The sequence below is a fragment of the Paenibacillus sp. FSL R5-0636 genome (assembly GCF_037974255.1).
Lineage (GTDB): Bacteria > Bacillota > Bacilli > Paenibacillales > Paenibacillaceae > Paenibacillus_AQ > Paenibacillus_AQ odorifer.
In genome coordinates this window covers 6599596-6625091 of the sequence record NZ_CP150232.1, presented here as the reverse complement: position 1 = coordinate 6625091, position 25496 = coordinate 6599596, and the positions used below count along the sequence as shown (strand labels likewise).

Here is a 25496-nt window from a genome sequence, read left to right as displayed (position 1 = left end):
AGAGTTTTTAAAGCGAAAGAGGAGGTACTTTTGGTGCGGCAAAAATGGCAACGTTGGAATATTACTTCCCGAAAGTGGCTGTGGATCATAGTTGTGGTTGGCGTTATAGCAGCCTTGCCTGTGGTCTATGATCGACTGCAGATGGAGAAGTCTTCCAAGACAGTAGAATTTGTATTTGATTATCGTGATCTGGTTGATGTAGCCAGCTATCGTGCAAATCCACAAGATTATATTTCCAAGCAGTTAGATCGCCTTAAAGACGCGGGTGTTCAGAGTATGGCGATTTACGAAAGCACACTGGAAGATTATCGTAAGGCGCGTCGTCTGATGATATGGGGTGCGGCTGATATAGCTAATCTTACGGACACGATCATTCCTGAAAATGAGAACTATACCTATATTCTTTTTACCAGTGCTGATTACAGCGATACTTTAGCGCCTGTAATTAAAGAAGCATTTAGTAATCTTGGGATTAATTCAAGAGACTGGAGTTTCCGCGGACAGCAGGGTCTTATCATTGAGACCCCGCTAGAAGATGCTACATTGAAGCCGCTCCAGCCCGATCCATTTACATTGGAGATGCTGCACAACAAGGGATTCAGTATTGTACCTCGTCTTGTGGATTCTCTGACTTATAATGAAGCCACGGTAAAGAAGCTGTTGGATCGTTATGAGGAATTGGGTGTTAAACGGATTCTATTTGAAGGTGAGTCTGTTAAAGGGTTTAATGATGATGCCGATACTGGCAGTATCACTGACTTTGCTAATCTCCTTAAAGAACGTGGAATGGGGATTGCAGCAATTGAGAATATTAAGAAACAGCAAAAGGGCTTTAACAGGCTCGCTTATTTGCTGGATTATAATGTGACACGTTTATATTCCCTTAGTGAGGGAGATTCTGCCTTAGATCCAAAAGTGATTTCGGACCGTTTCGCTCTGGCAACAAAGGATCGGAATATCCGCATGATCTACTTAAACACGATTCCTGCAAGAAATACTGCTAAGGCACAGGTAACAGATACATTAGATAATCTTATTACCAGCCTAAGCGAACCAGGCGGAGCTGTTGAGCAGATTGAAGATAATGGATTTAAGTTGGGACAAGCTACGGCATTTGAGGTTGTAGATTCCTCTTATCAACGTTACTTTAAGTTAGTTGCGGTGGTTGGAGCAGTGTCTTTAGTGGCTCTGCTGGTCTCTTACTTCATTCCACAGCTCACGCTTGCTGCCTGGGTGTTAGGTCTGATTGGAAGTGCAGGCCTGATGCTAGTGAAGCCTGAAATGTTTGAACAAGCGCTCGCGCTTGCCGCTGCGATAAGTGCACCAACGCTTGCCGTTGTGCTTGCCATTCGTAAGGTTAATGAAATGGGGCCACCTCTACGGAGCAATCCCCTTACCTATAAGGCTATGAGCCCGCAACGCCGGTTTACACATAGCTTAGTGCTTTATTTTAAGACTTCACTGATCTCTTTGAGCGCTGTGCCGTTTATGATAGCACTGCTTAATAATGTTACTTATAGCCTGGTTCTCAACCAGTTCCGTGGTGTCAGTCTGCTTCATATGGCGCCTATCGGTCTTGTGGCACTTTACGTACTTTTGTATCGCGGGGATTTTGTCTTTAACAAGACAGGTAAGCTGCTGCGGACACCAATCACATTTGCGATGATTATCATTGCCTTTGTTTTGGCGGTTGTTGGCTATTATTACATGACCCGTACAGGTAACGGTGGCAGTGTGAGTCCGCTGGAAATGGTTTTACGTACATTCTTGGAGAATACGGTTGGCGTTCGACCGCGTAATAAAGAGTTCTTGCTAGCGCATCCGTTATTAATTCTTGGCGCATTCTTGGCCTTTAGATATCGGAATGCAGCGTTTATCATGATTATTGCTGTAATCGGTCAGCTCTCCATGGTGGATACCTTTGCACATATTCACTCGCCAGTTCTGATCTCGCTCATTCGTGGCTTGCTCGGTCTTGGATTAGGACTGATCATTGGTGTGATTGCCGTAATCGTATGGCAAATTGCAGAAGGGTGTTGGAAACGATGGTCGCCACTCCTAAAAAGATAGTTATTTCCGGTTATTACGGTTTCCATAACAGCGGGGATGAGGCGGTACTGCAATCTATATTGATTGCACTGCAACAACATTCTCAAGCTGCAGGTATAGAGATCGAACCCATTGTCTTGTCCATCGATCCTGAGTGGACTAGCGCCACATATGGAGTGAAATCTGTGCACCGGATGAAGCTGGTTGAAGTCCGTCAAGCTATTTATGAGAGTTCTGGTCTGATCAGCGGTGGAGGTAGCTTGCTGCAAGATGTAACAGGAAGCAAGAGTATTCCTTACTATTTAGGTATTATCAAGCTTGCGCAGTGGATGGGTAAACCGACCTTTATTTATGCGCAAGGAATCGGACCTGTGAATCGTAAGCTTTTCCACCCATTAATCAAATCAGTGTTTCGCAAATGTACCTATATCTCTGTGCGGGATGAACAATCCCGCGAGCTTTTACTTTCTATGGGATTAGAACAGAAGAACATAGAGGTTGTTCCTGACCCGGTGATGGGCTTATCTTTACCTGATGATACTGATGCTGCTGAATTACCAGAGTCTTCAGATTCACTTCCGGTAGTAGGTATTTCGGTACGTTATTGGGAACAAGATCGCAAGGAGCTGGACGCTCTTGCTCAAGGCTTGATTAAGGCGAATCTTGAGAAACCATTGCATTTAAGATTCCTTCCGTTTCATCTTCCATCTGATATTGAAGCCTCACGTTATGTGATGGAGAAGCTGGAAGAAAATATAAGCCAGCATGGGGGTCAGGTCAGTATTTGTGAAGATGCCAGTCATCCGCAACACATGCTGCGGGAAGTAGGGCAATGTGAAGTGCTGATCGGAATGCGTCTTCATAGCCTGATTTATGCCGCAGGGCGGCGAGTTCCGCTGATTGGTATCTCTTATGATCCGAAAATTGATCATTTTCTAGACAGAGTTCGGTGTCAGCCTGTGGGCACGACCCAATCATTAGATGCTGGACAAGTTGCTGCTGAGATAGGCCATCTTTTGGAAACAACAGAGGGATGGAGAAATGAGCGGGAGACGATCCTCTCCTCGTTGATTCAAGAAGCAGGGGCTCCAGCACGGCAAATCGTAGAATATTTCCACCATAAAGGATGATCTAAAGTGAAAGCAGAAAGCGCGGTACCTACAGTTCCTATTTTTGGGATTAGAGTCTCCAAGGTGGATATGGCAGCAACTGTTGCTTATTTGACAGAGGCGGTTCATACCCGTATCCCGCATCAAGTGATTACAGCTAATCCGATTATGGTTATGGCTGCTTTGGAAGATCCAGCTTATATGGAGATAATGAAGTCAGCTGAATTGGTTGTCCCAGATGGAACCGGTGTGGTATGGGCTGCTAATTATTGTAAGGAGCCTGTAACCGAACGGGTAGCTGGGTTTGACCTGTTACATGAATTGATGCAACAGGGTGAAAGATATGGATGGAAGGTATATCTCCTTGGTTCTACACCTGAGGTGATTCAGGAAACCGCTGAAAGGTTACAATTGCAATATCCGCGTGTTATTATTGCAGGATATCATGACGGTTATTTTGGTCCGGAATCGGACGATGAAATTATTGCTGGAATTGTTAAAACCAATCCTGACTTATTATTTGTGGCCAGAGGCGCGGATAGTCAGGAACCATGGATTGCAAAACACAAATCCAAGTTAGGTGTTCCGATCATGATGGGGGTCGGCGGCAGCTTTGATGTAATTTCTGGCAAGAGCAAGAGAGCACCAAAAGTTTTCCAAAAAATGAGAATTGAATGGTTGTACCGTTTATTAAAAGAGCCTACGCGGTACAAAAGAATGCTTGCGTTGCCGAAATTCGCATTAAAAGTGGTGCGTGAGAAAGATAAAGTAACAAAAGTCTAGTCAAATGCCGATATTCACCTAGAAAATCAGATGAATAGCCTAAAAAAGGGATTGGAATTTGTTTTTGTAACAGCGTATAATTCAATGCGGTAGAGAAATGGGGGTCGACTGATCAAATGTTAATCATATACATCGCTGGATTTATCGTATGCATGGGACTCGCACTTGGCCTCACACCTTTGGTGAAAAAATTCGCCATTAAGATTGGTGCGACAGATGTGCCGAATGCTCGTAAAGTGCACACGAAAATTATGCCCCGCCTTGGCGGATTAGCTATTTTTCTGGCGTTTGTGTTAGGCCTGCTTGCCGTATTGCCGATTATTCCATATGAGTTCACTCCGCGGGAGGCCAACTTCATCAAAGCGCTGCTGTGTGGCGGCGGACTGATTGTACTTATCGGAGGGTTGGATGACCGATTTGAATTATCAGCAAAGTTGAAGCTGCTGGGCCAAATTGTCGCAGCATGTATTGTAGTTTTCGGTTTTGGTATTACTGTAGATTTTGTGAATATTCCATTTAACAATACGTATTCTTCATTGGAAAGCTGGATTGCTATCCCGCTTACGATTTTCTGGATTGTTGGTGTCACCAATGCTGTTAACCTGATTGACGGGTTGGACGGGCTTGCTGCTGGTGTATCAGGGATTGCGATTGCTACGATTGCGGTAATGGCTTTCTTGATGGGTAACACGATGGTTGCCATGTTATGCCTGTTGCTTCTGGGTAGCATAATCGGATTCTTGTTCTTCAACTTCCATCCCGCCAAGATTTTTATGGGGGATACGGGATCGCTGTTCTTAGGCTTCTGCTTAGCTTTACTTGCTTTGCTAGGGTTTAAACAGATTGCCGTGGTTTCGTTTATTACACCTTTGCTTATTATTGGTGTACCGTTGTCGGACACGTTCTTTGCGATCGTGCGCCGTAAGCTGCAGAAGAAACCAATCTTTGCACCAGATAAAGGTCACTTGCATCATTGCCTTCGCGAGCTAGGCTTTAGTCATCGTCAGACTGTGCTCATTATTTATGGTATTGCTGCATTTTTCGGAGTTTTAGCTGTTATTCAATCCTCTGCCGCTCTTTACGAGGCGAACTGGGTTACCTTTGTAGTCATCTGCATCATGCTCTTCTTCTTGCAGATCGGTGCGGAAGTTACAGGTTTGATCGGTAAGACTAAACGTCCGCTGATTGATTTCTTTTTAAGAATTCGTATGAAGGCTAATCCGGAAAGAGGTTCCAAATCTTAATTTATTAATGGTATTATTCTAATATTTTCTATAACTAACAAAACTCATCCCTTTTCGGATGAGTTTTTTGTTGTTTTCCCTAAAAATATCGCTTCCTATGACCGATAAAGAACAAAGTGAAGGTTTACGAGAATTTATACTCAAAGGAGAGATATAACACATGCAACGCTTTAAGAGACCGTTCGTTTGGCTGATGCTGGCGGCTTTGATCGTTTCTATGTTCCCAGGTAAATACACGCCCATAGCGGCAGCGGCTACCACGAGCTCCACGACTTTCTTCAGTCCGGATGATCTCACATTACGGAATACTGTTCTGTTGAAACAGGATGTTGTAGCAACAACAGCTAATCCTAATCCTGAGGGACTTATTGACCGTTCTAGTGTTTACAAAGTAAGTAGCCCTACCTTTTCAATTACAGGAACCTACTCTCAGGTAACATCTTCCACGATGAAGGTTACTGTGGAGCAGCTTACAAAAGATAGTCAATCTAATAAATGGGTAACAGATGCTACTCACCTGACTACGGGAGCGGTAACAACAGATACCAATAGCCCAGATAACCGTTTTGTAGCATCTGGTCTTGTTTTGTATACAGGTTTTAATAAGGTGACCTTTTCTGGTATGCAAGGGAATCTCCAACGTTCAGAATCATTTTATGTTCTTTACGATAAAGTTCCCTATGTAACAGAATTGAAAATCTTGGGTGGTCCTTCTGCGCTTAATTTAAATGAAGGAACACAAGTTGTCGTACCAGTATCTACAGTTACTCTTCAAGGTAAAGTAACGAATGCCACTAAAGTCAGTGTCTCCGTGAATGGAGGAACTGCACTACAAACTTCCCTATTGGAAGACGGAACATTTTTCACACCCGCGCTGAACTTGAGTCCGGGATTAAGTACGCTTAAGATTGTTATTCAAAATGCTTCGGATTCAATAACAATAGACAGATCCGTATATTTCTTTGATAAGGATCAACCGTACGCTTCTTTGAACATCAACCACGACAATGCGGACTATAATATCTTAAATGATAATGTGCCTACGTTGACTGCTGATTTGAATGTTGCAGGTTTTACTGGACAGATCTTAGTTCCATATAACGTGGCTCCGTTTGCAACAAATGCTGTGCTAACTCTTAATAAAGGTAATAGTTCCGAAAAAGTTGTAACGATTAGTGCTGTGACAGAAGAATTAACAATTCCTGGTCCTGATGGCGTTACGCCAACGTATAAATTGGTTAAATTTAAGACTGCAGCTGATTTAGAAATCTTGGCGGGTGTAAATGACTTTAAATTGTCTGTAGATTATGGCAGCCACAGCAGTTCTCATCTTTATTCATATAAATTTTTGAAAAATGAGACTGTTATAACAGAAATGTACTACCTTCCTGGATATACAGGCTCAGGTGATCTCACCAATATCTCTAAATTGCCTTTGAATGGCCAACAGTTAGAGACGGATAGTTTCTATATAATGGCGAAGACAAATAGATCAACAACCCCGGCAGATATAACTGCAAACTATTTGCCATTGAGTAATAAACCACTATCCATAGATTATGTAACTGCAGGCACAGGAACAAATGAATATATTTATAAAATATCAGGGTTCTCTAATGGTCAACAAAAGGTACAATTCCGTTATAAAGGATCAGAATCCTTCTATAATGCTGATATTTCATATGTATCGAAAAACTATATATATGTAAGTAATCTGCAAGATGGTCAGACCTACGAATTCGATTCCAGTGTAGAAAGAAAACTTAATGTTTCTGGGGAATATATCGGGTTCGAAAATATAGAAAATGCACAAGTGCAAATTAACGGCACAGACAGTAACTCATTAACTAGCAATCCTTTTAAGCTTGAAGTAGAAAAAAACTCAACAGTAAATAAAACAACTTTTAATTTCACTGTGACAATCAGTCAGACGGGACCACTGGTATACGGTGAGAATAAAATCGTATTTACTGGAGTCTCAAGAGATAATGCTGGTAACCAACGTATTATCAAAAAAGAACTTAAAATCTACATCATTGATACCAATATTTCTGGGGTAAAACAATTCCATCCTACTTTAGGGGATAATCGTTTACCATTTACAACTACAACCCTTTCTAATGAAGTCGAGCGTAATGCCATGCTGGCATTGCCAGCTGAAATTGTATATAAGGATGAAAAATATACAACAAGCAAAGATAAATTCGACTTGGTACTACAAGGTAGTGGTGCTACAACGCTGAATCTTTATCAGGGCTCTACTCTGGTGTTTACTTCGACGGGGCAAGATAAGCTGCTAATTGACGGTACGGAAACCGCTGGACCTATTGGCCCTAAACGTTATCCTGATGAAGTGGCTGCAAATGGTTTGTATTATGACTACATTGGCAGTGCTAAAAACTTTATTTTAAGATTACGTGACATTAAGTTTGATGCCCCAGGAAGTCAAGTTTATACCCTAGAGCTTATTAACAAAACAGGGGCAAGAACTACACAACGTCTTGAAGTAGTGCGGGAAGTTGCTCCATATCGTCTTTTGTCACCTGTAGCGACAGTAGGTGAGCAAATTGTTGTTAACAAAAACTTTGTTCGTTTTGATATTGAGGCTGAAGGTGCCACTAAAGTAATAATTGGCAAAGAAGAAGCAATTAAACGTACGGATTTGCCAAATCAAGATCGCTTCACCTATGATTATGTGGGTTTAAAAGCAGACAAATCGAATCCTATTAAGATACAAGTGGTTCGTGCTAACTCCACAATAAGCGATACCATAAATGTGTATTATGCCAGTGCTGTGCAGATTGATACACAATATATGGCGGAGAAGGTAGCTACGAAGTATAGTGTCTTTAATAAAACCTTGGAATTGAACTTCCCTAAAGGTACGATTATGAAGGGATATACTAGCTCTGGTGCTGCAAAATATTATCCTAATACAAAACTGTTGTTTGGTATCGCGGATCCCGCTGATGGCGTTGTTGAACGTAAGAATGATTACGGGAACATTATCAACGTAACGGGTAGTGACGACAGAACCGAAGGCGGGGGCGGGCAGCTTGTGATTCCACAGGATCTTGCTCTACGCTTTACATCAACCGTCTCTACTAATAACTTTTCGAGAGTATCGGATATCTATTGGCTTAGTGGTGGTCTAGGAAATGATGGCGTTAATCTTGAGACCAACGGGGTTACCCCACATTTCGTGGATGCAAGTGGAAAGACTGGATACTTTACACAGTATAGTCAAACGAGAAAAATCGTACCTTCCCAACGTGGTGAATTGACGCTTACTTTCAACTCCAGCATTGTGGATGAAGTGGGATCGACTATTACAGTATTCCGATATACAGATTCAGGTAAGTGGGAGAACTTGGGCGGGGTCGTAGATACGAAAAAACATACCATCACCGTTCCATTCGATGAATTTGGTTATTACACTGTTATGAAGCTGCGCCGTGGTTTTGTTGATATTACGAATCATCCTTGGGGCAGAAATATAATGAATGGATTGTATTCCAAAGGATTCATGACTAACCTTCGAGCAGATGCATTCGGGGCGGATGATTTGACCACTCGTGGTGAATTCGCTACATTGTTGGTGAAATCATTAAGTATTCCTTTGAACTATGATGCTAATAAACAAACCTTCTTTGATATTGTGCCAGAAGCCGTAGCGGCCACATGGGATTTCAAACACATTGAGACAGCTGCTAGGGCAGGTATTGTTACAGGCCTCAGTGATGGCTTCTTTGGGCCTGATCAAGCCTTAACACGTGAACAAGCTGCAGTAATGATAGCTAGGGCGTTGAAACTCAAGATGTCTTTGAATGACAGTAAACTGCTGGCAAGCTTAAGCAAATCATTTGTTGATACAAGTAACATGGATTTCTACTCACGTCCTGCAATTGAAGCTATATCTAAAGCTAAGATTATGGAAGGAAGCGCTGTGACCGTTACAGGCCAAAAGAAGCCCGTCTATAACTTTAACCCGAAGGGTAAGTTGACTAGAGCAGAGGCCGGTAAGATTACTGTGGCACTCTTACAGAAGAGTACAAGCATCTTCCCTAAGAACTTTAACTAAAGAATAAAAAAAATGCTCCGGCTTGCGAAAAGTATTCGTAGGTCGGAGTTTTGATGTAAAGATAACAATTACCAGCGACATAAATTTTGTAATCTGCACCGATTTACGATACAATAATGTAGAAAATATTATTTTCTGAAAGGTGAAAGCCATCGATGAAACCGATTTTATCAAAAGCACAGTTGGATTACATGAAAGCCAAGAATATGTTTGAGAATAGAGCAAAAGTGTTGGAGAAGGAAATTGCAGCTAAACGGGCACTACAGGAGATCACTCAAGAGGTCATGGAAGAACTGGTGCAAGCAACAGGATTCCACGATTCATACAACGAGCTTGTTGTTGCTGAGAACGCTCTGATCGAATGGTCTCATACTACAATCAAGCATGAGAAGAGCTACCGCGAGAACCGCGCAGCTATTGATGCAATGTATGACAATGTGAACTCAAGTCCTGAGAAACGTCAGGAATTGATCCAATTATCTATGAAGATTCGTTAGAAACAATGTAATAGAAGCAAGCGTCGGCGACGGCGCTTTTTTTGTTTTTTGTAGGAATGTTTAAATTAATAGTACAAGTGTTAATGATTCTTAGTAAATATTGCATAATGACGTTTAGAAAGCGACTATGATATACTATTTTCCGTAGGCACCCATGATTAACAATAGTTAGTAGATCATACATATGTATCTTCTAATGGGATCACACCGGAAAATATAAAAAAGAAGATTTTTTTTGAGAAACCGCAACTTTTTCAAATCTTCTGCGTTTAAGGTGTAGAGTCATTTACACAGGGGCTGAAATTAACCGCTGGTAAAGCCAATTTCAACAAATGGAAAAATTAGCTTTACGTGACTTGAGGCACATTGTATAATACTTAGGTATAATTAGGAATCTAGTATTGTCATGTCCTAAAATCGTTTACCAGTTTCTGTGATACCCGTCACAGACATTATTTATACTTAATTTGCTCAACTCTGGAAAGGGGGTGCATCGGCTAATGAGTGATATGAGCTACTCAACTAAAGAAAAATCCCAGTTTATGAACGTCCAAGGAGGAGAAAAAAAGGTTATGAAGAAAATTTTATCCGTAGCATTATCTACAGCAATGGCATTCTCGATGTTTGCCTCTGTAGCGTTTGGTGACGCAGCAACAACTCCGCAACAAAAATTTGATGCTTTGGCAGCGAAAGGTATTCTCAATGGATACCCAGATGGTCAAGCTCACCTTGAAAAAGATCTTACTCGCGCTGAATTCGCGAAGATCGTTACTAAATTGTTTGATCTTTCAGAAGTGACTAACAAATTGTCTTACAAAGACAAAGGTTACAATGCTTCTAACTGGGCAGTTCCTTACATCGAAGCTGTTACTGCAGCTAACTTGATGCAAGGTAAAGATACTGTTAAAGGTATCTTTGACTACAACGGTAAAGTGACTGTTGAAGAAGTATCGGCTGTATTGTTCCGTGCTTTGAAACTGGAACAACCAACTACAACTGATAACTCTGCATCCGCATGGGCTAAAGGTTACGCTCAAGCAGTAATCGACGCAGGTTTGGTTGCTAAAGACACTAACTTCAAAGCTAACGCTAGCCGTTCTTTGGTAGTTGAAACAGCTTATGCTGTTGATCAAAAGCTTACAGTACCACAATTGACTGTAGCTTCTGCTGAAGCAGTAAGCCCAACTAAAGTAGTTGTTACTTTCTCTGATAAAACTACTACAACTGTAGAATTGACTACTGCTCTTGTAGCAGGTGTTGAAACTACAATCAACTTTAAACACCAAGAAAAAGATTTCACTGCAAAAGTAACTTTACAAGCTCCTAAAGTTGTTTCTGTAACTGCTCCAAACTCTAAACAATTGGTTGTTAAATTCAACCGTGCTGTTGATGGAGATACAGTTGCTGAAGATGGAAAATTGATCAAAGATGTAGTTCAAGTAACTGCACTTAGTGGTGCTCCAGTTGTAACTGCAGCGGGCGCAGAAGTATCTTTCAGCACTGATAACACTGAAGCTACTATCACTTTCCCAGGACTTGAGTATTTGAAAGGTCAATACACTGTTGTTGTTAACGATAAAATCAAAACAACAAGTGGTGAAGTAGTTCCAGCTTTCACTAACATTGTACCTGTTGCTGATACTGTGGCTCCTACAGTAGCTACTGTAAATGCTGTTGCTAAAGCAACTACAAACAAAGTATATGTTAAATTTAGCGAACCAGTTAAACCAGCGGGTATTATCGCTTATGTTAACGGTGCGGCTGCAACTGTTCAAAGAGATACTTATGACACATTTGTTTTGACTACTGGAAACTTGAATAGCGGTACTACTTATGATGTATCTCTGACTAACGTTTCTGACTTCGCAGGTAATGTTGCGAACCCTAACCCAATCAAAACTAGTGTTACTGTAGTATCCGATGTAGCAGCTCCTGTAATTAAGAGCGTGACTCCAGTCGGCGATCGTTATGTTGAAGTTAAATTCGACAAAAAGGTAAACAGAGATTCCCTAGTAGGTAATGTTCGTTTACTTGATGCTAACGGAGAAAGCAAAGGTGTGTTCTATGTGAGCACTTCTTCCGATAGCGACACAATCAAATTGAGATCCCCATTGAGTGCATTGCCTACATCTGGCACATTCACAGGATCCATCGTATTTGGTCAATCCGTACGTGACACTCTTGGTAACACTTTGAGTGCAGCTGCGACTCAAGCAATTACATTCACTAAGGATACTAGTGCTCCTGGTGTAACTTCTGCAACTTATTCCAACAAAGGTTTGGTAATTAAGTTCAATGAAGAAGTAATTCTTGATACTGCTGGAACTAACAACAGACAAATTCTTGTTATCAACAACAAGACTGGTCAACAAGCTGCAACACTGAATGTTAGAGCTGGTTCCTTGTCTGCTGATAAGAAAACATTGACTTACGCTGTTTCCTTGTCTGGTGCAGACTACACTGTACGCCTACCACAAGGTTTGGTTACAGATGATTCATTCTCAACTAATCCGTTTGCATCAACAACAGTTGCTCTAGCTATTGAAGCTGCAAATACTAGTGATGTAACAAGACCAGAAGTAGTTAGCATTACTCCGCATGACAAAGATGCGGCTGGTACTGTAATTGCTGATGTATACTACGACGTAGTTGTTAAAGATTCTGGTTCCGATGCAAGTGGTTTGAATGTAGCTACTTTAACTGATGTTAACAGCTATACTTTGAACAGCAAAGCATTGCCACTTGGTGCTTACCCAGTAATCACTTCAATTGGTACAGGTGATGATGCAGCTGCTCCTAAAACAGCAACTGTAAGAGTCTACATCCCTGGTAACACAATCACCAAAACAGAAGACTATACATTCCAAGTCTTCGGTATCGCGGATAAAGCTGGAAACGGAATTATTGCTGTTGAGAAGAAATCCGAACTTACAGACCGCGTTAAACCTACATTGACAACTGCTGCTGTTTCTAGTGGTGACAACACTGTATTGGTTATCGGATTCAGCGAAGATGTTAAGGCTTCTACAGTTCAACTTGCTGATTTCGAATTCTCGATTAACGGTGTTAGCCAAAACGCAGACAAATCCAACGTTAAACCTGCAAGCATCGCTCCTGGTGCTGGATCTGACGCTGGTAAGTTCTATGTAACATTCGACAAATTGGATGGAACTACTGGTAAACAAAACCTCAACGCTAACGATGTTAACTCCATCGAAGTTAAGGTTAATGCTAGTGCGAACATCACTGATGATGCTGGTAACAAGATCACAACTGGTACTGTAGTTACTGGTAAATAATCATTGCTTTAGGATTACCGAAGCACAGAATAGCCTCTTCGGAGGCTATTCTTTTTTTATAGGTTTTTATCCCCAAATAATGAGGAGGAACTTCTTTGAAATCGGTATGGAAAGTAACAACCGCCGCTGTATTGCTGGCTGGTGGTGTATGGGCTGGATCTTTGCTAAATATTACTGCTGAAGGTGCAGGTGTTGGTTCTCAGCCTGGCACAACCGATGATCCTGTAGTTACGAAAAGCTACGTAGATCAGCAAATTCAGAAAGTACTTTCGGGTGGTACAGTAACGACTCCGGTAGCAACTGCTACACCTGCGCCTAGTGCAACCACAGCGCCAGTAGCTACACCTGGTCAAAATAGTAGTAATGAATCTGTGATCGTTGATGTGAAGCCTGGCCAAACTTTAATTGCTTCTGCAGGCGCTGAGTTTATCGTTCGCGCGGGTAAAGCAGTAATCGTTTCACAAGATGCGAATGGTGTGGCCGATTTAACAGATGGTAAAGATCTTACAAATGGACTAGCTGCACCATCTAACCACTTATTGTCCTTCCCTCGTGATGGTCGTGGTATAGCTGTTCAAGAGGGTCAAACCCTTGGTCTTGTTGTGATGGTTCGTGGTGGATATACCCTGAAATAATGTGTAATGATATATATTCATAATGCCCGTAAACGGATTTAATCATACCTTCAAACTGTTTTCCAAAGTTACAAATCATTGGCGCGATTGAAGATTAAGTGATGGACGCACAATATTCCTGTAATCTTACAAATTCACAGGAGGTGCTGTAACATGGCACGTAATAATCGTACAGTCGTACCTGAAAGTCGGACAATGCTGAAACAAATGCAATATGAAATTGCAGCTGAATTTGGTTTATATGGGGCTCATTATGGAGGCGGGGCAGACACGGAGTTTGCTTCTGAGTTAGGAGCAGTCGGAGGTAGTGGTTCTGGCCGTAGTCAGTACCTTGGGCATCTGAGTTCAAGGGATAATGGGTCTGTTGGAGGAGAAATTACGAAGAGACTCATTAAGCAAGCTGAACAGTCTCTTTTTCAATAATATCAGGGGTTAGGATGCCCGTATTCCTTATCTGATATTGCTTTTTTATAGCGTGAAATCAATATTCATACTCTCATGGGGGGCTCTGTGTTTAATTGACACCACCCCCTAAATAAGATAATATGACTTTTGAGGAAAGCCTTAGACCTTTTCCATATGGAAAAGGTTCATTTTTTGAAGAGTTTAGTGAATGCAGGCATCAAATTTTGCGAAAATCCTTCATAAAAAGAAATCAGGCAAACCTGAATTATTTATATTATTTAGTTTTATTATTTGGCCTGTTATCATTAAGGAATCCCTTATACAGTGTCAGACTAACCATATGGGAGGTTGTTATACTTGTCTATTAAAGGGCGTCATTTGTTTACTTCTGAGTCCGTTACGGAAGGGCATCCGGATAAAATCTGTGACCAGATTTCCGACGCAGTATTGGATGCATTTTTAGTTAATGATCCTAATGCACGTGTAGCCTGCGAAGTAGCAGTAGCAACAGGTCTTGTACTTGTGATCGGGGAAATCAGTACCAAATCAGAGTATGTTGATATTCCTGCCATCGTACGCAATACCATCAAAGAAATTGGATACACACGTGCAAAATATGGTTTCGACTATAATACATGTGCTGTGTTGAGTTCTCTTAACGAGCAGTCCGCTGATATTGCCCAAGGTGTTAACTCTGCTTTAGAACACCGGGATCCTGCTCAAGTAGCTGAAGAAACAGCTAATATTGGTGCAGGCGATCAAGGACTCATGTTTGGGTTTGCTACGAACGAGACACCTGAACTGATGCCACTGCCGATTGCTTTATCACATCGTATTGCACGTCGTTTATCTGAAGTTCGTAAAAATGGAACCTTGGACTATCTTCGTCCAGACGGCAAAACACAAGTTACGATTGAGTATCAAGATGAAAAACCTGTACGCGTAGACGCTATCGTAGTATCTACACAACATGCAGAGGAAATTTCTCTTGAACAAATTCAGGCGGATATTAAAGAACATGTTATTTTGCCTGTTGTTCCTGCGGAACTGCTTGATGCAGAAACCAAATACTTTATTAACCCAACCGGACGTTTTGTTATTGGGGGTCCTCAAGGGGATGCTGGTCTAACTGGCCGTAAGATTATCGTCGATACATACGGCGGATATGCTCGTCATGGCGGCGGAGCATTCTCAGGTAAGGATCCAACTAAAGTGGACCGTTCTGCGGCTTACGCGGCTCGATATGTAGCTAAGAATCTTGTAGCTGCTGGTTTGGCCGACAAATGTGAGATCCAACTTGCCTATGCCATCGGTGTAGCTACTCCTGTCTCGATAAATGTGGATACATACGGAACAGGTAAAATCAGTGAAGAGAAAATGGTTCAACTGATCAGCAACAACTTTGATCTTCGCCCTGCGGGCATCATTTCTATGCTTGATTTGCGTAAACCGATTTACAGACAAACTGCAGCTTACGGTCATTTCGGACGTACTGATGTTGATCTTCCATGGGAACGCGTAGATAAAGCAGAATTGCTAAGAGATCAAGCAGGGTTGTAATTCATCATACGGTCTTATAATATGTTAACCCGCAAGTTGGCCATGGTGTCAGCTCTGCGGGTTATTTTGCGTGCGAAAACGAGCAAGGCTAGTGAATCTAACCATAGAGAAGTAGACTACTAAACTTTGCCAGCCTTTTAGCCGAAATATAAGAATATACATAAAGACGATAGTATGGCTTGAGAGGAGTCTATCACGGAATGAAAAGAAAAATTTCAATATGGACGGCACTTATTCTAGCGGGAGAGTTAGTACTTGGTTCGGGTTATCCTGCTATTGGAATAGGGAATTCAGCAGTGTACGCTGCATCAGAGTTTGGTATAACAGTCTCGCCAGCGCCTGGAGCAAGTTATGTAACTATCGGATCATCTCTTAGACTGAGCTTTGATCGTCAAGTAAACCCGCAGTCAGGTGAAATTACCATCACGGGTCAGGGTGATAGCTCACCTTTTTTAACGATTCCTATTGGTAGTTATGGTCTAATTGGTAGTTCAAAAGATTACGAGCTTAAGCTAAATCAACAGTTTACTTCAAACAAGACTTATACAGTGACAATCCCTAAGGGGTTGTTCAAGGATAATGATGGTAATGAGTCAGGTGTTACTTCATGGGCATTTACCACTGCGCCTGAGAGTAATACAGCGATTACGGCAGGTAACTTTTCACCTGCTAATAATACAAGAGTGGATGCAGGAGCCCTTAAGGAGCTAAGTCTAACCTTAAATAAAAACCTGATAAAAGGTGGAGGTTCCATCCGGATTTTGTCGTCTGCAGATAATGCAACCGTACAAGAGTTCAAAATTAAGGATGATGATACTAGAGTCAACGTTCAGACTGATGCTAACTCTACTACAGTTAAACTAACATTGGATAAAACATTGGCCTCCGGAAGTAACTATTATGTTCTTATAGATTCTTATGCTTTTAAGGATGTTGATAATCGAACGTATTCCGGGATTTCAAGCGGTGATGTGTGGAGCTTCTCTACTAAAGGTGTGGCAGAGATTCCAGTGACTCCTGCACCGGCAAACGGATCAGGTGGGGTGTCTACCACTGGTGCCCTACAGCTTACATTTGATCGTCCTATGATGCCTGCAGCTGGAACCATAACAGTATCTCCAGGTGCTGCTAACGATGCTAGAACGAGATGGCTCAATGTAAACTCCCCGGCCGTTACAGGAGGAGGCAGCAGAACTATAACATTGCTTCCAGCATCTGCAGCATCACCCTTGCTAAACAGTACGCAGTATACGGTGACGATACCGCAGGGAGCTTTTTACGATCAAGACGGAAATGTATTTCCAGCTTCGGGTGCGTATACCTGGACATTTACAACGGCTTCTTTGACAGGACTTAACGTAAGTGCGCTAAATCCAGCTGACCGGAGTGAATCCATAGCTAACAACAGATCATTTTCTGTCACATTCAATCGTAATGTGAATTATAACAGTGCTGTGGAAAATGGTGTAGCGCTTTATAAAAGTGGTGGAGCACTGGTTGCGGTTACTGTTAACCGGAGTACAACTGCTGCAAACGAATATGTAATTACGCCTAAAACAGCTTTAGATAGCGACTCAACCTATTATATTGATATTGCTAAAGGAGCTTTTGTAGATGCTATTGATGCTAGTGTTATCTATGATGGACTAAGCGGCAAAAGTTCATGGAGCTTCCGGACCTTGTCTCAGGATAAAACAGCTCCACAGCTCACATCTGCATCACTCGAGAACAATCGGACCATTCGTTTAAAATACAATGAGAGTCTCAACTCTTCCATTGCACTGTTGATCTCAAGTTTTAGTGCTACGGTGAATGATGAGAGTCGTACAATTGAAAGTGTCTATATTCAAGGGGACAGCGCCTATGTGGTGCTAAGTACTGGGGTAGCGGTTGGACAGAACGTGAAGGTTAGCTATACAGGGGGTCTGCGGACCATTCAAGATCCAAGCGGAAATGCAGCCAGCACTTTTAGCTCAAAGCAGGTTACTAACACGATCGAGTCCTCCATGCCTACACCCAAAGATGGACGGATCACAGGTAGAACTGTAGCGTTGAATTTCAATGACTCCTTAAAGGCAGTTTCCTCTTACGCACATAGTCAGTTTCTAGTGACTTCAGATGGGGGATCCCTAGGGGTCAACTCCATAAGCTCCAGCGGGAACACTGTATATTTAGGGTTAAACAGCGATGCTTCTAATGGCCAGACCGTTCGTGTCTCCTATTATGCAGGCTCTTATCCTTTGCAGAATTCTTTTGGACAAAATATTGCGGATTTCACAGATTTCTACATTCGCAACAGTAACGATACAATTCCACCCGTGTTCCAAAGTGCAACCGGAGGTGGCAATAAAATCCTTCTGAATTACAATGAAGGCTTGTCAACGACAAACCTCCCGATGAACAGCCAGTTCTCTGTGCTTGTTGGCAGCACTCCTAACTATGTTACGAATGTATCCGTCAGTGGCTCACAGGTCACGCTAACGCTCCAGAGTGCTTTGACGGTGAATCAGAATGTTACGTTATCCTATGTTCCGGGGACTACCGGAATAAGCGATTTAAATGGAAACCGTGCAGCTTATATTAACCTGCAGCCTGTGTCCATCTCGGAAAATAGCGGCACTAGCATACCTGAGATTAGTTCTGCCACCATCAATGGCGACGAGCTTACGGTTACATTCAGTAAAAACATGCAGGCATCTGGTTCCCTCTATGCTAATCAGTTCGGAGTTAGAGCAGATGGAAGCAGTATGGGTGTACAAAACTACACTTTGTCAGGGGATATTTTAAAAATAACAACATCCTCAGCAGTAAAAACCGGGCAAACTGTTGATTTGTCTTATATGTCAGGTTCAGGTACGATCAAGGATTTAAGTGGTAATATACTGTCCTCCTTCTCTTCACTTTCTGTTAAGAACCTAACCGGCGTGAGCACCGGAACGGGAAATCGTCCATCCTATCTAGGGACGATTGCAACAAGTGAGTTTGGAAAAGAATACGCGCTGCTGAAGAGTGACTCTTCACAAATCGTGGATGACCGTTCGTTATACAATCAATCTGTCAAAAGATATACCTTAAACACAGATCGCCTGACGGCCAGTTTTGAATATCTGTATAAGGCAAGTAGTGATACATTAGCTTTTGAGGTGCCTGCTACGGAACAATCGGCCTATGTGACTGTTCCTTTAAAGCCTTTGCTTGATGCTGTAAATCGCAGTAAAACCACAAAATTTATGATACGTTATGGCGATCACTTATATAGCGTAGGACTAGACGATATCGATATGAACGGATTAGCGACAAGCTTGATTGCAGACAGTAAAAATATCTCGCTGGTGTTCCGCTTAGAAAAGGTTCCGGCAGGTACGTTCTCCCCATTTGAGCAAAAGCTAAAAACTATGGGGATGCAGAGCGTTACTAGTCTTATGGATGTCCGGGTGACTGCGATAGTAAGCAGCAATTATTCTAATGCTAAGGCATTATCGGTACCTGGAGAATACACTGTGCGTACAACTTCTTCATTGAACAATGCGCAGACATCTGCTGCTAGACTGGATCTTTCCTATTACGATGCAGCCTATCTGCCAACAAAAGTAAGTACGGTAGGTAGCTATACGATTATTCGTGCTCGTACGGAGGGTAATCAAGTGTTAGGAACCTTTATATCAACCCGGGCCTTTTCAGATATGAGTAGACATTGGAGTAATTCAATCGTAGCTGAGCTTAGTGCAAAGACTATCATCGATAGCAGTTACGGGACTACATTTGGTCCAGAAAAAAAGATTACCCGTGCAGAGTTTGCAGTAATGCTTAGCCGGGGACTTGGTTTGCTAGGCGATCGCGAGACCGCACAGCGCTTCCGGGATGTGCAGCCTTCCACACAAACGGGAGACTATATTGGTGCAGCAGCTAAGGCAGGTATTATTACAGGCAACACGGATGGCTCCTTCCGGCCTAATGATAATATCACTCGTGAGCAGATGGCAATCATGATGATTCGGGCAATGGAATACACCAAACATCCTATTACGTTAAGCGGCACTTCTGCCTCAACACTGGCACGCTTCAAGGATAAGTCCAAAATTCAGAATCAAAGTGCAGAATTCGTAGCTAAAGCTGTACAATCGGGGATTATTTTGGGAATGACCACAAGTGAGTTCCAGCCTCAGGGTAATGCCACTCGTGCACAAGCTGCTGTGATGTTGCATCGGATGCTGAAGCAAACAGATTATTTGTAGAATAAATAGATTGGTAAAGCCTGGCATTCTGCTGGGCTTTTTTTATGTTAATAGTTTGTGTTAAGAGACTCTATAAAGCTTGAAATCTCTCAATTTCGCAACTTTTTCGCTTATTTTCAGTCTATTAAAAGAGTACTAGAAAAATAGGAACCAGTTTCCAGACTTTTGATAACGGACTTGAAGAGTAAAAAAGAGATGGGAGAGTTACGTCGAAATGAATGAAGTTTTCATGGAGAAGAAGAGTAGAGAAGTTGTTCGGGGAATGAAATTATCATCTACTAAAAAATGGGTTGCCGCTTCATTGGCAGGTGTGTTGTGGATTATGCCGGTAATTGGCAGTGAAGGCTTAGCTATGTTTGGTCATAGTTCCACACCAATTGCTGCCGCAGCCACATCTAATTTTAAAGTAAGCAAGCTGGGAGAAGAAGTAATTACTTCGGGCGCCATTATGATGAAATACAAATATACGGCTACACGTTCAGGAGCGAGCGCTTCTGGCTTGGCGGATGTTATTCGCGTTGACCTCAACAATCCATATGTTTCTTTAGATGTTATGACAGGTAAAGGTGGAAACCTGACAACACGTCAAAGTACTGGCGGGATGGCTAAGGAAACTGGAGCCGTGGCTGCAGTAAACGGAGATTATTTTAATACAGGCGGGGAAGGTGCTCCGATTGGTGGACAAGTATCCAGTGGAGTATTGGTATCCACCCCTTCGCAATTGGATGGAATGTATGCCTTTGCAGTGACTAAGGACCGCAAGCCTCTTATTGATGAGTTCAGCTTTGAAGGAATGATAACCGCACCTGACGGCGCACAGTTTGAGATATCCGGTATCAATAAAGGTGCTTATAGTCCTGAAGGTGGAAGCTCTACTTATAGCCATGCTAATGCAATGTATATCTATACGGATGTATGGACCGCACTCGATCGTCCCAAAAACAGCTCAACCACACCGACAGAGGTGCTCGTTGAGAACGGCGTAGTTACTCAAATATCTGAAAATGCTGCGCTTCCTACAGCGGTTCCAAAGGGAGCTTATATTTTGCGGGCCCATGGCTTAGCCGCACGGTATGTTACTGCCCATCTGACTGTTGGACAACCGGTAACAAGTGTGTACTCCCTGAAATCCAAGACTACGCAGCAATCGCTAGATCCTGCTAATCTGCAAACAATGATTGGTGGACATACGATTCTTGTAAATAACGGAAAAGCAGCAACGTTTTCTCGCTCGACTAGCAGTATTGGCGGTTATCGTGCACGTACGGCTTTAGGATACTCTCAGGATGGACGTTATGTATATATCATAGCTACTGAAAAAAATGGCAACAGCTCAGGAATGTCATTGACCGAGCTGCAATCTTTTATGACCAATATTGGAGTCTGGAAAGGGCTTAACTTAGACGGAGGCGGCTCTACAACGATGGTAGACCGGCCTCTCGGTGAAACCTCAGCCACACTAACCTTTAATACAGAGTATGGCACAGAGCAGCGCAGCATCGTTAACGCGCTTGGTGTTTATACTAACGCACCACAAGGTGAAGTGAAAGGAATTAAAATTAGCGGAAGCACTTCACTATTAGTTGGACAAAAGGCTACTTATTCGTTAAAAGGTTATGACACTTACTATAACCCTATAGATGTAGCAGCAGGCAATCCTACTTGGACATCAAGTGGAGGAAGCGCAACTGTAAGTGCAGGAGAAGTAACGGCAGTGAAGCCAGGCACCGTTACCTTAACGGCTAAAAGCGGCGTAGCAAGCGCTTCTACAACCCTTACAGTCTTGGGTGGAGATGATCTATCCAGCATGAGTGTAGGCACTGCTACAGCGCCACTGACAGCTGGGACAACTGTATCTGTCCCTGTAAAGGCCGCTACGAAGAGTGGAGCAACCATAAGCGTTCCAGATTCAGCGCTGAAGTGGGAGTTTGTAGGCTTTAAGGGAGTCGTGCAAAATGGCAAGCTTACTGTAAACTCTGTGGATGCAGGGGTTACTACAGGTTACGCTATTGCTCGTTATGATGGGTTTAGCACAGCGGTTGTATTATCGACAGCAGCAGCTACAACATGGGAAGATTTCGAGAAGGTAAGTTATCCAGTCAACTTTACTACCAATGTGCCAGCGGTACAGGGGACTGCAACAATAGTAGACGGATCGGCTGAAAGAGTAGGGTCCAAGGTGCTGTCACTCAGTTATGATATGACGGCTGGCAGCGGTAAAATGTACGCTTATGCTCAACTTAACGGCACAAGTGGAAAAGCCGTTCCAGCGCTTGCAACTTCGATGTCAGTTGATGTGATGGGCGATATGAGCTTAAATTGGCTGCGTGCTGAGTTTGTAGACAATAGTGGAGCTACAGCCTATGTAGATCTTGCGAAGATTATCGATTGGAACGGTTGGAAGAACATAAACATCGACTTGTCAGGATCAGGGATTAAATTCCCGGCTACGCTGAAGAGACTTTATGTAGTCAATGTAGAGGAAGGCCAAGATGAACGGGCGAAGACAGGTACCGTTGCTTTTGATAATATCACCTTCACAATGCCTTCACTTTCCAGTGATGCAGGGTTACCAAAGGGTACGGCTTCGATGAGCATCGGCTCCAAAGCAATGACCGTAAACGGAAATAAGAAGGCTATTGATGTAGCTCCAATTGTGAAAGACGGCAGTACTTATGTGCCGATCCGTTATGTGCTGGATGCTTTTGGAGGGAATGCTACCTGGGATCAGGTGAATAAGAAGATCATGGTGTTGCGCGGAGCCAAGGCACTGGATCTGACGGTAAATAAAAAGGAATACCTGTTAAATGGTAAGCGACAAAGTGCTGAAGTAGCACCTATTATTTTACAGGGTAGGACTTTAGTACCTCTGAGACTGGTTTCTGAACAGTTAGGATTAACTGTAAAATGGGAACAGAAAACGAAGACCGTAACTATCGAATCGTGATATGTTAATATATAAGGAAAACCTTAATACGATCCGATAGAAAAGGGGCAAGCATCCGTGGAATTTCAAGCCGATGCGATTGATCGCGTTATTAAAAATACCATCGACGTGATGGAGAGCAGCAAGTATCAGATTTTTGAAATATTGCAGGTTGCACGTGATGAACTTGCTGCACTCAACAAGGAACTGCAGCGGGTCATGGACGAAACGGATGAAACATTGAAAAAGGTAGACAAGCTGGAGCTACAGTATCACCGCTCCAGAATCCGGCTGACAGAGGTCAGCCGGGACTTTGTCCGCTACTCAGAGAAGGATATCCGTATTGCTTATGAGAAGGCTACGGAGCTTCAGCTCGAACTCATGATGACACGTGAGCGAGAGGTCTATCTTCGAAGCAGACGTGATGAATTACAAATGCGAGTGCGCAGTGTCGAAAATTCTGTAGAGCGTGCAGAGTCAATTGGTTCGCAAATGAGCGTAGTGCTCGAATATTTGTCGGGAGAACTAGGCCAAGTGACGAGAATTGTCGAATCTGCGAAGAACAGACAGATGATCGGACTCAAAATTATCCTGGCTCAAGAAGAAGAACGGAAGAGAATTGCCCGGGAAATTCATGATGGTCCCGCTCAAATGCTGGCAAATCTAGTCCTTAGGACGGAAATTGTAGAAAGAATGCTGGTAAAGCAGGAATTTGGGCTGGTGCAGGACGAAGTAGTAGATTTAAAAGGGCAGGTACGTAACAGCCTGGAAGAAATGCGTAAGGTTATTTTTAATTTACGACCGATGGCTCTCGATGATTTGGGCTTGATTCCGACTTTGCGGAAATATGTGCATGATTTTGAAGAGAAGACGAAACTGCGGACGACTTTGGAAACCCGGGGACAGGAACACCGACTATCTTCAGCGATGGAGGCGGCGGTATATCGTCTGGTTCAGGAAGCATTGTCTAATGCAGCAAAACATGCCTACCCAAGCTTCGTATTGGTGGAGATTACATACCAAGCGCAGTTAATTAAGATTGTGATTAAAGATAACGGATTAGGCTTTAATGTACAAAAGTTAAAAAATCAGCAAGGTAATCGGGAAAGCTTCGGGTTAGTAGGTATGCGGGAACGTGTAGAACTGCTTGAAGGAAGAATGGAAATTGTATCAGCCGAGAATCAGGGGACAACAATCGTGATCCATATTCCGACGAATGTGGAGAAGGGGAAGGAGTAGTGTGATGGAGAACTTAAACTCTAGTAAAACGCCCATTAAGGTTCTTTTGGCGGATGATCATCAGCTTTTTCGTGAAGGGCTGAAACGCATTTTGAATATGGAGGAGGATATCGAGGTCATAGGGGAGTGCGGCGACGGTATTCAGGTATTAGAGTTTTGTAACGGGACTAAACCGGACATCGTATTAATGGACATCAATATGCCTGTTGAGAATGGCGTAGAAGCCACTCAAAAACTTCGGGAAATGTTCCCGGAGGTTAAGGTAATTATTTTATCCATTCATGATGATGAGAGTTATGTATTTGAGACCCTACGTAAGGGCGCCAATGGTTATTTATTGAAGGATATGGAGGCTGAATCCCTTATTAATGCCATTCGTTCGGTCTGTGAAGGACATGCCTTTATCCATCCAAAGGTTACTGGAAAGCTTATCAATCAATTGCGGCGTATGACTTACCTTAACGAGACTGGCGTAACTACAGATACAGTGGTGAAGGAAGCTGGTGTTAAATTTATTGCTGGTGACAACAATCCTCTAACCCGTCGTGAAGCAGAAGTGCTTCGTCTAATGGCTGAAGGTAAGAGCAACAAAATGATCGGTGAATATTTATTCATTAGTGAAAAAACAGTTAAAAACCATGTTAGCAGTATTTTGCAAAAAATGGAAGTGGATGATCGGACTCAAGCCGTTATTAATTCGATTAAATACGGCTGGGTAACCTTGTAGAAGCTTCACAGTAATACGTTACATAAAGGAAAGAAATTAAGTAGACACAGCTTGCTTCCCTGATGGGTATTCTAGGCAGTCACCGACCTTTTAATGCCGGCATATAGTGTTGGTATACAGAGGAGGTGCATCTCCATGGTAGCCCAGTTGATATGGATTGCGGTTGTTTATGTATCCGCTGCAGTGATGATTCATATGTTGCATAACCGGCAGAAGGTGCGTAAAACACCGCAGTCCGGAAAATGGATTCATTATATTTTTATTACCCGCAATCATGAATCTGTTGTGGAATGGTACATTCGGGCACTGACATTTCAAGCTCTTCTAACCGGAAAACGATTGCGAGTAACGTTCATGGATGATGGTTCGAGCGATGGAACACTTGGGATAGTTTCCAAAATGGCCGCTAGTGGCTGCTCTATCGATCTTGCAACATCTATGTACTCTCTTCAGATGAGTGAAGAATTGCAGCATGAAGGAATTGTAGTAGACTTGCGGCTGTCAGGGCAGTCTGTATCGCTGCCTTTTATGGGGATGGCAGGAAGTAGGGGATGCGAATCAAAGCGCAACAGATCTTAAGTAAATATGTAAGTAACGGGTGAAGCACACTCTCCAAGAACTGGGGGAGTGTGCTTTTTGCGTTTGGGGAGACGGAGTCGTGAATTCGGGATCAAATATGGAGTTGCTAAGTACAAGCGAAAGGTAGG

15 protein-coding genes are annotated in these 25496 nt (G+C 42.7%); all 15 read left to right on the top strand.

All coding sequences use genetic code 11. The features are described 5' to 3' along the window. The first annotated feature begins 33 nt into the window (after window positions 1-33). The 15 genes from MKX34_RS30260 (at window position 34) to MKX34_RS30190 (ending at window position 25368) form a co-directional block, all read left to right on the top strand. On the top strand, window positions 34-2070 hold the full coding sequence (locus MKX34_RS30260) for a DUF5693 family protein (RefSeq protein ID WP_076297038.1): 2037 nt from the start codon (window positions 34-36) through the stop codon (window positions 2068-2070). Next, a complete protein-coding gene (gene csaB / locus MKX34_RS30255) occupies window positions 2046-3179 on the top strand; it encodes a polysaccharide pyruvyl transferase CsaB (RefSeq protein WP_036681529.1) in 1134 nt (377 codons plus the stop codon). Before MKX34_RS30260 ends, csaB begins: the two co-directional genes overlap by 25 nt. Before the next feature lie 6 nt (window positions 3180-3185). Further along, window positions 3186-3941, top strand: coding sequence for a WecB/TagA/CpsF family glycosyltransferase (locus MKX34_RS30250; protein ID WP_036681526.1), 756 nt, complete (start codon window positions 3186-3188; stop codon window positions 3939-3941). 116 nt (window positions 3942-4057) lie between these two features. Continuing rightward, window positions 4058-5185, top strand: a complete 1128-nt coding sequence (locus MKX34_RS30245; protein ID WP_036681523.1) for an MraY family glycosyltransferase — start codon at window positions 4058-4060, stop codon at window positions 5183-5185. Between the two features lie 160 nt (window positions 5186-5345). Beyond that, on the top strand, window positions 5346-9266 hold the full coding sequence (locus MKX34_RS30240; protein WP_076297039.1) for an S-layer homology domain-containing protein: 3921 nt from the start codon (window positions 5346-5348) through the stop codon (window positions 9264-9266). A 155-nt stretch (window positions 9267-9421) separates the two neighbouring features. Next, the gene (locus MKX34_RS30235; RefSeq protein WP_076201899.1) at window positions 9422-9763 is read left to right on the top strand and encodes a hypothetical protein; all 342 of its coding nucleotides are present in this window, start codon (window positions 9422-9424) and stop codon (window positions 9761-9763) included. 500 nt (window positions 9764-10263) lie between these two features. Next, window positions 10264-13062 carry an Ig-like domain-containing protein gene (locus MKX34_RS30230; protein WP_076201897.1) on the top strand — a complete coding sequence of 933 codons (2799 nt, stop codon included), beginning with the start codon at window positions 10264-10266 and terminating at the stop codon, window positions 13060-13062. A 95-nt stretch (window positions 13063-13157) separates the two neighbouring features. After that, window positions 13158-13697, top strand: coding sequence for a hypothetical protein (locus tag MKX34_RS30225; RefSeq protein ID WP_076297040.1), 540 nt, complete (start codon window positions 13158-13160; stop codon window positions 13695-13697). Window positions 13698-13850: 153 nt separating this feature from the next. Next, entirely contained in the window at window positions 13851-14120 is a 270-nt protein-coding gene (locus tag MKX34_RS30220) for an alpha/beta-type small acid-soluble spore protein (RefSeq protein WP_036681516.1), read from the top strand. 339 nt (window positions 14121-14459) lie between these two features. Beyond that, window positions 14460-15662 carry a methionine adenosyltransferase gene (metK, locus tag MKX34_RS30215; protein WP_036681514.1) on the top strand — a complete coding sequence of 401 codons (1203 nt, stop codon included), beginning with the start codon at window positions 14460-14462 and terminating at the stop codon, window positions 15660-15662. Between the two features lie 200 nt (window positions 15663-15862). Further along, window positions 15863-19897: an Ig-like domain-containing protein gene (locus MKX34_RS30210; RefSeq protein ID WP_076297041.1), complete on the top strand. Its 4035-nt coding sequence runs from the start codon at window positions 15863-15865 to the stop codon at window positions 19895-19897. Window positions 19898-20111: 214 nt separating this feature from the next. Beyond that, window positions 20112-22844, top strand: coding sequence for a stalk domain-containing protein (locus MKX34_RS30205; RefSeq protein WP_081382510.1), 2733 nt, complete (start codon window positions 20112-20114; stop codon window positions 22842-22844). Window positions 22845-22901: 57 nt separating this feature from the next. Continuing rightward, on the top strand, window positions 22902-24062 hold the full coding sequence (locus MKX34_RS30200) for a sensor histidine kinase (RefSeq protein ID WP_036681511.1): 1161 nt from the start codon (window positions 22902-22904) through the stop codon (window positions 24060-24062). Window positions 24063-24066: 4 nt separating this feature from the next. Beyond that, complete coding sequence (locus MKX34_RS30195; protein WP_036681509.1) at window positions 24067-24789, top strand: response regulator transcription factor; 723 nt, start codon at window positions 24067-24069, stop codon at window positions 24787-24789. A gap of 135 nt (window positions 24790-24924) precedes the next feature. Then, window positions 24925-25368, top strand: coding sequence for a glycosyltransferase family A protein (locus tag MKX34_RS30190; protein WP_076123908.1), 444 nt, complete (start codon window positions 24925-24927; stop codon window positions 25366-25368). Window positions 25369-25496: the final 128 nt, after the last annotated feature.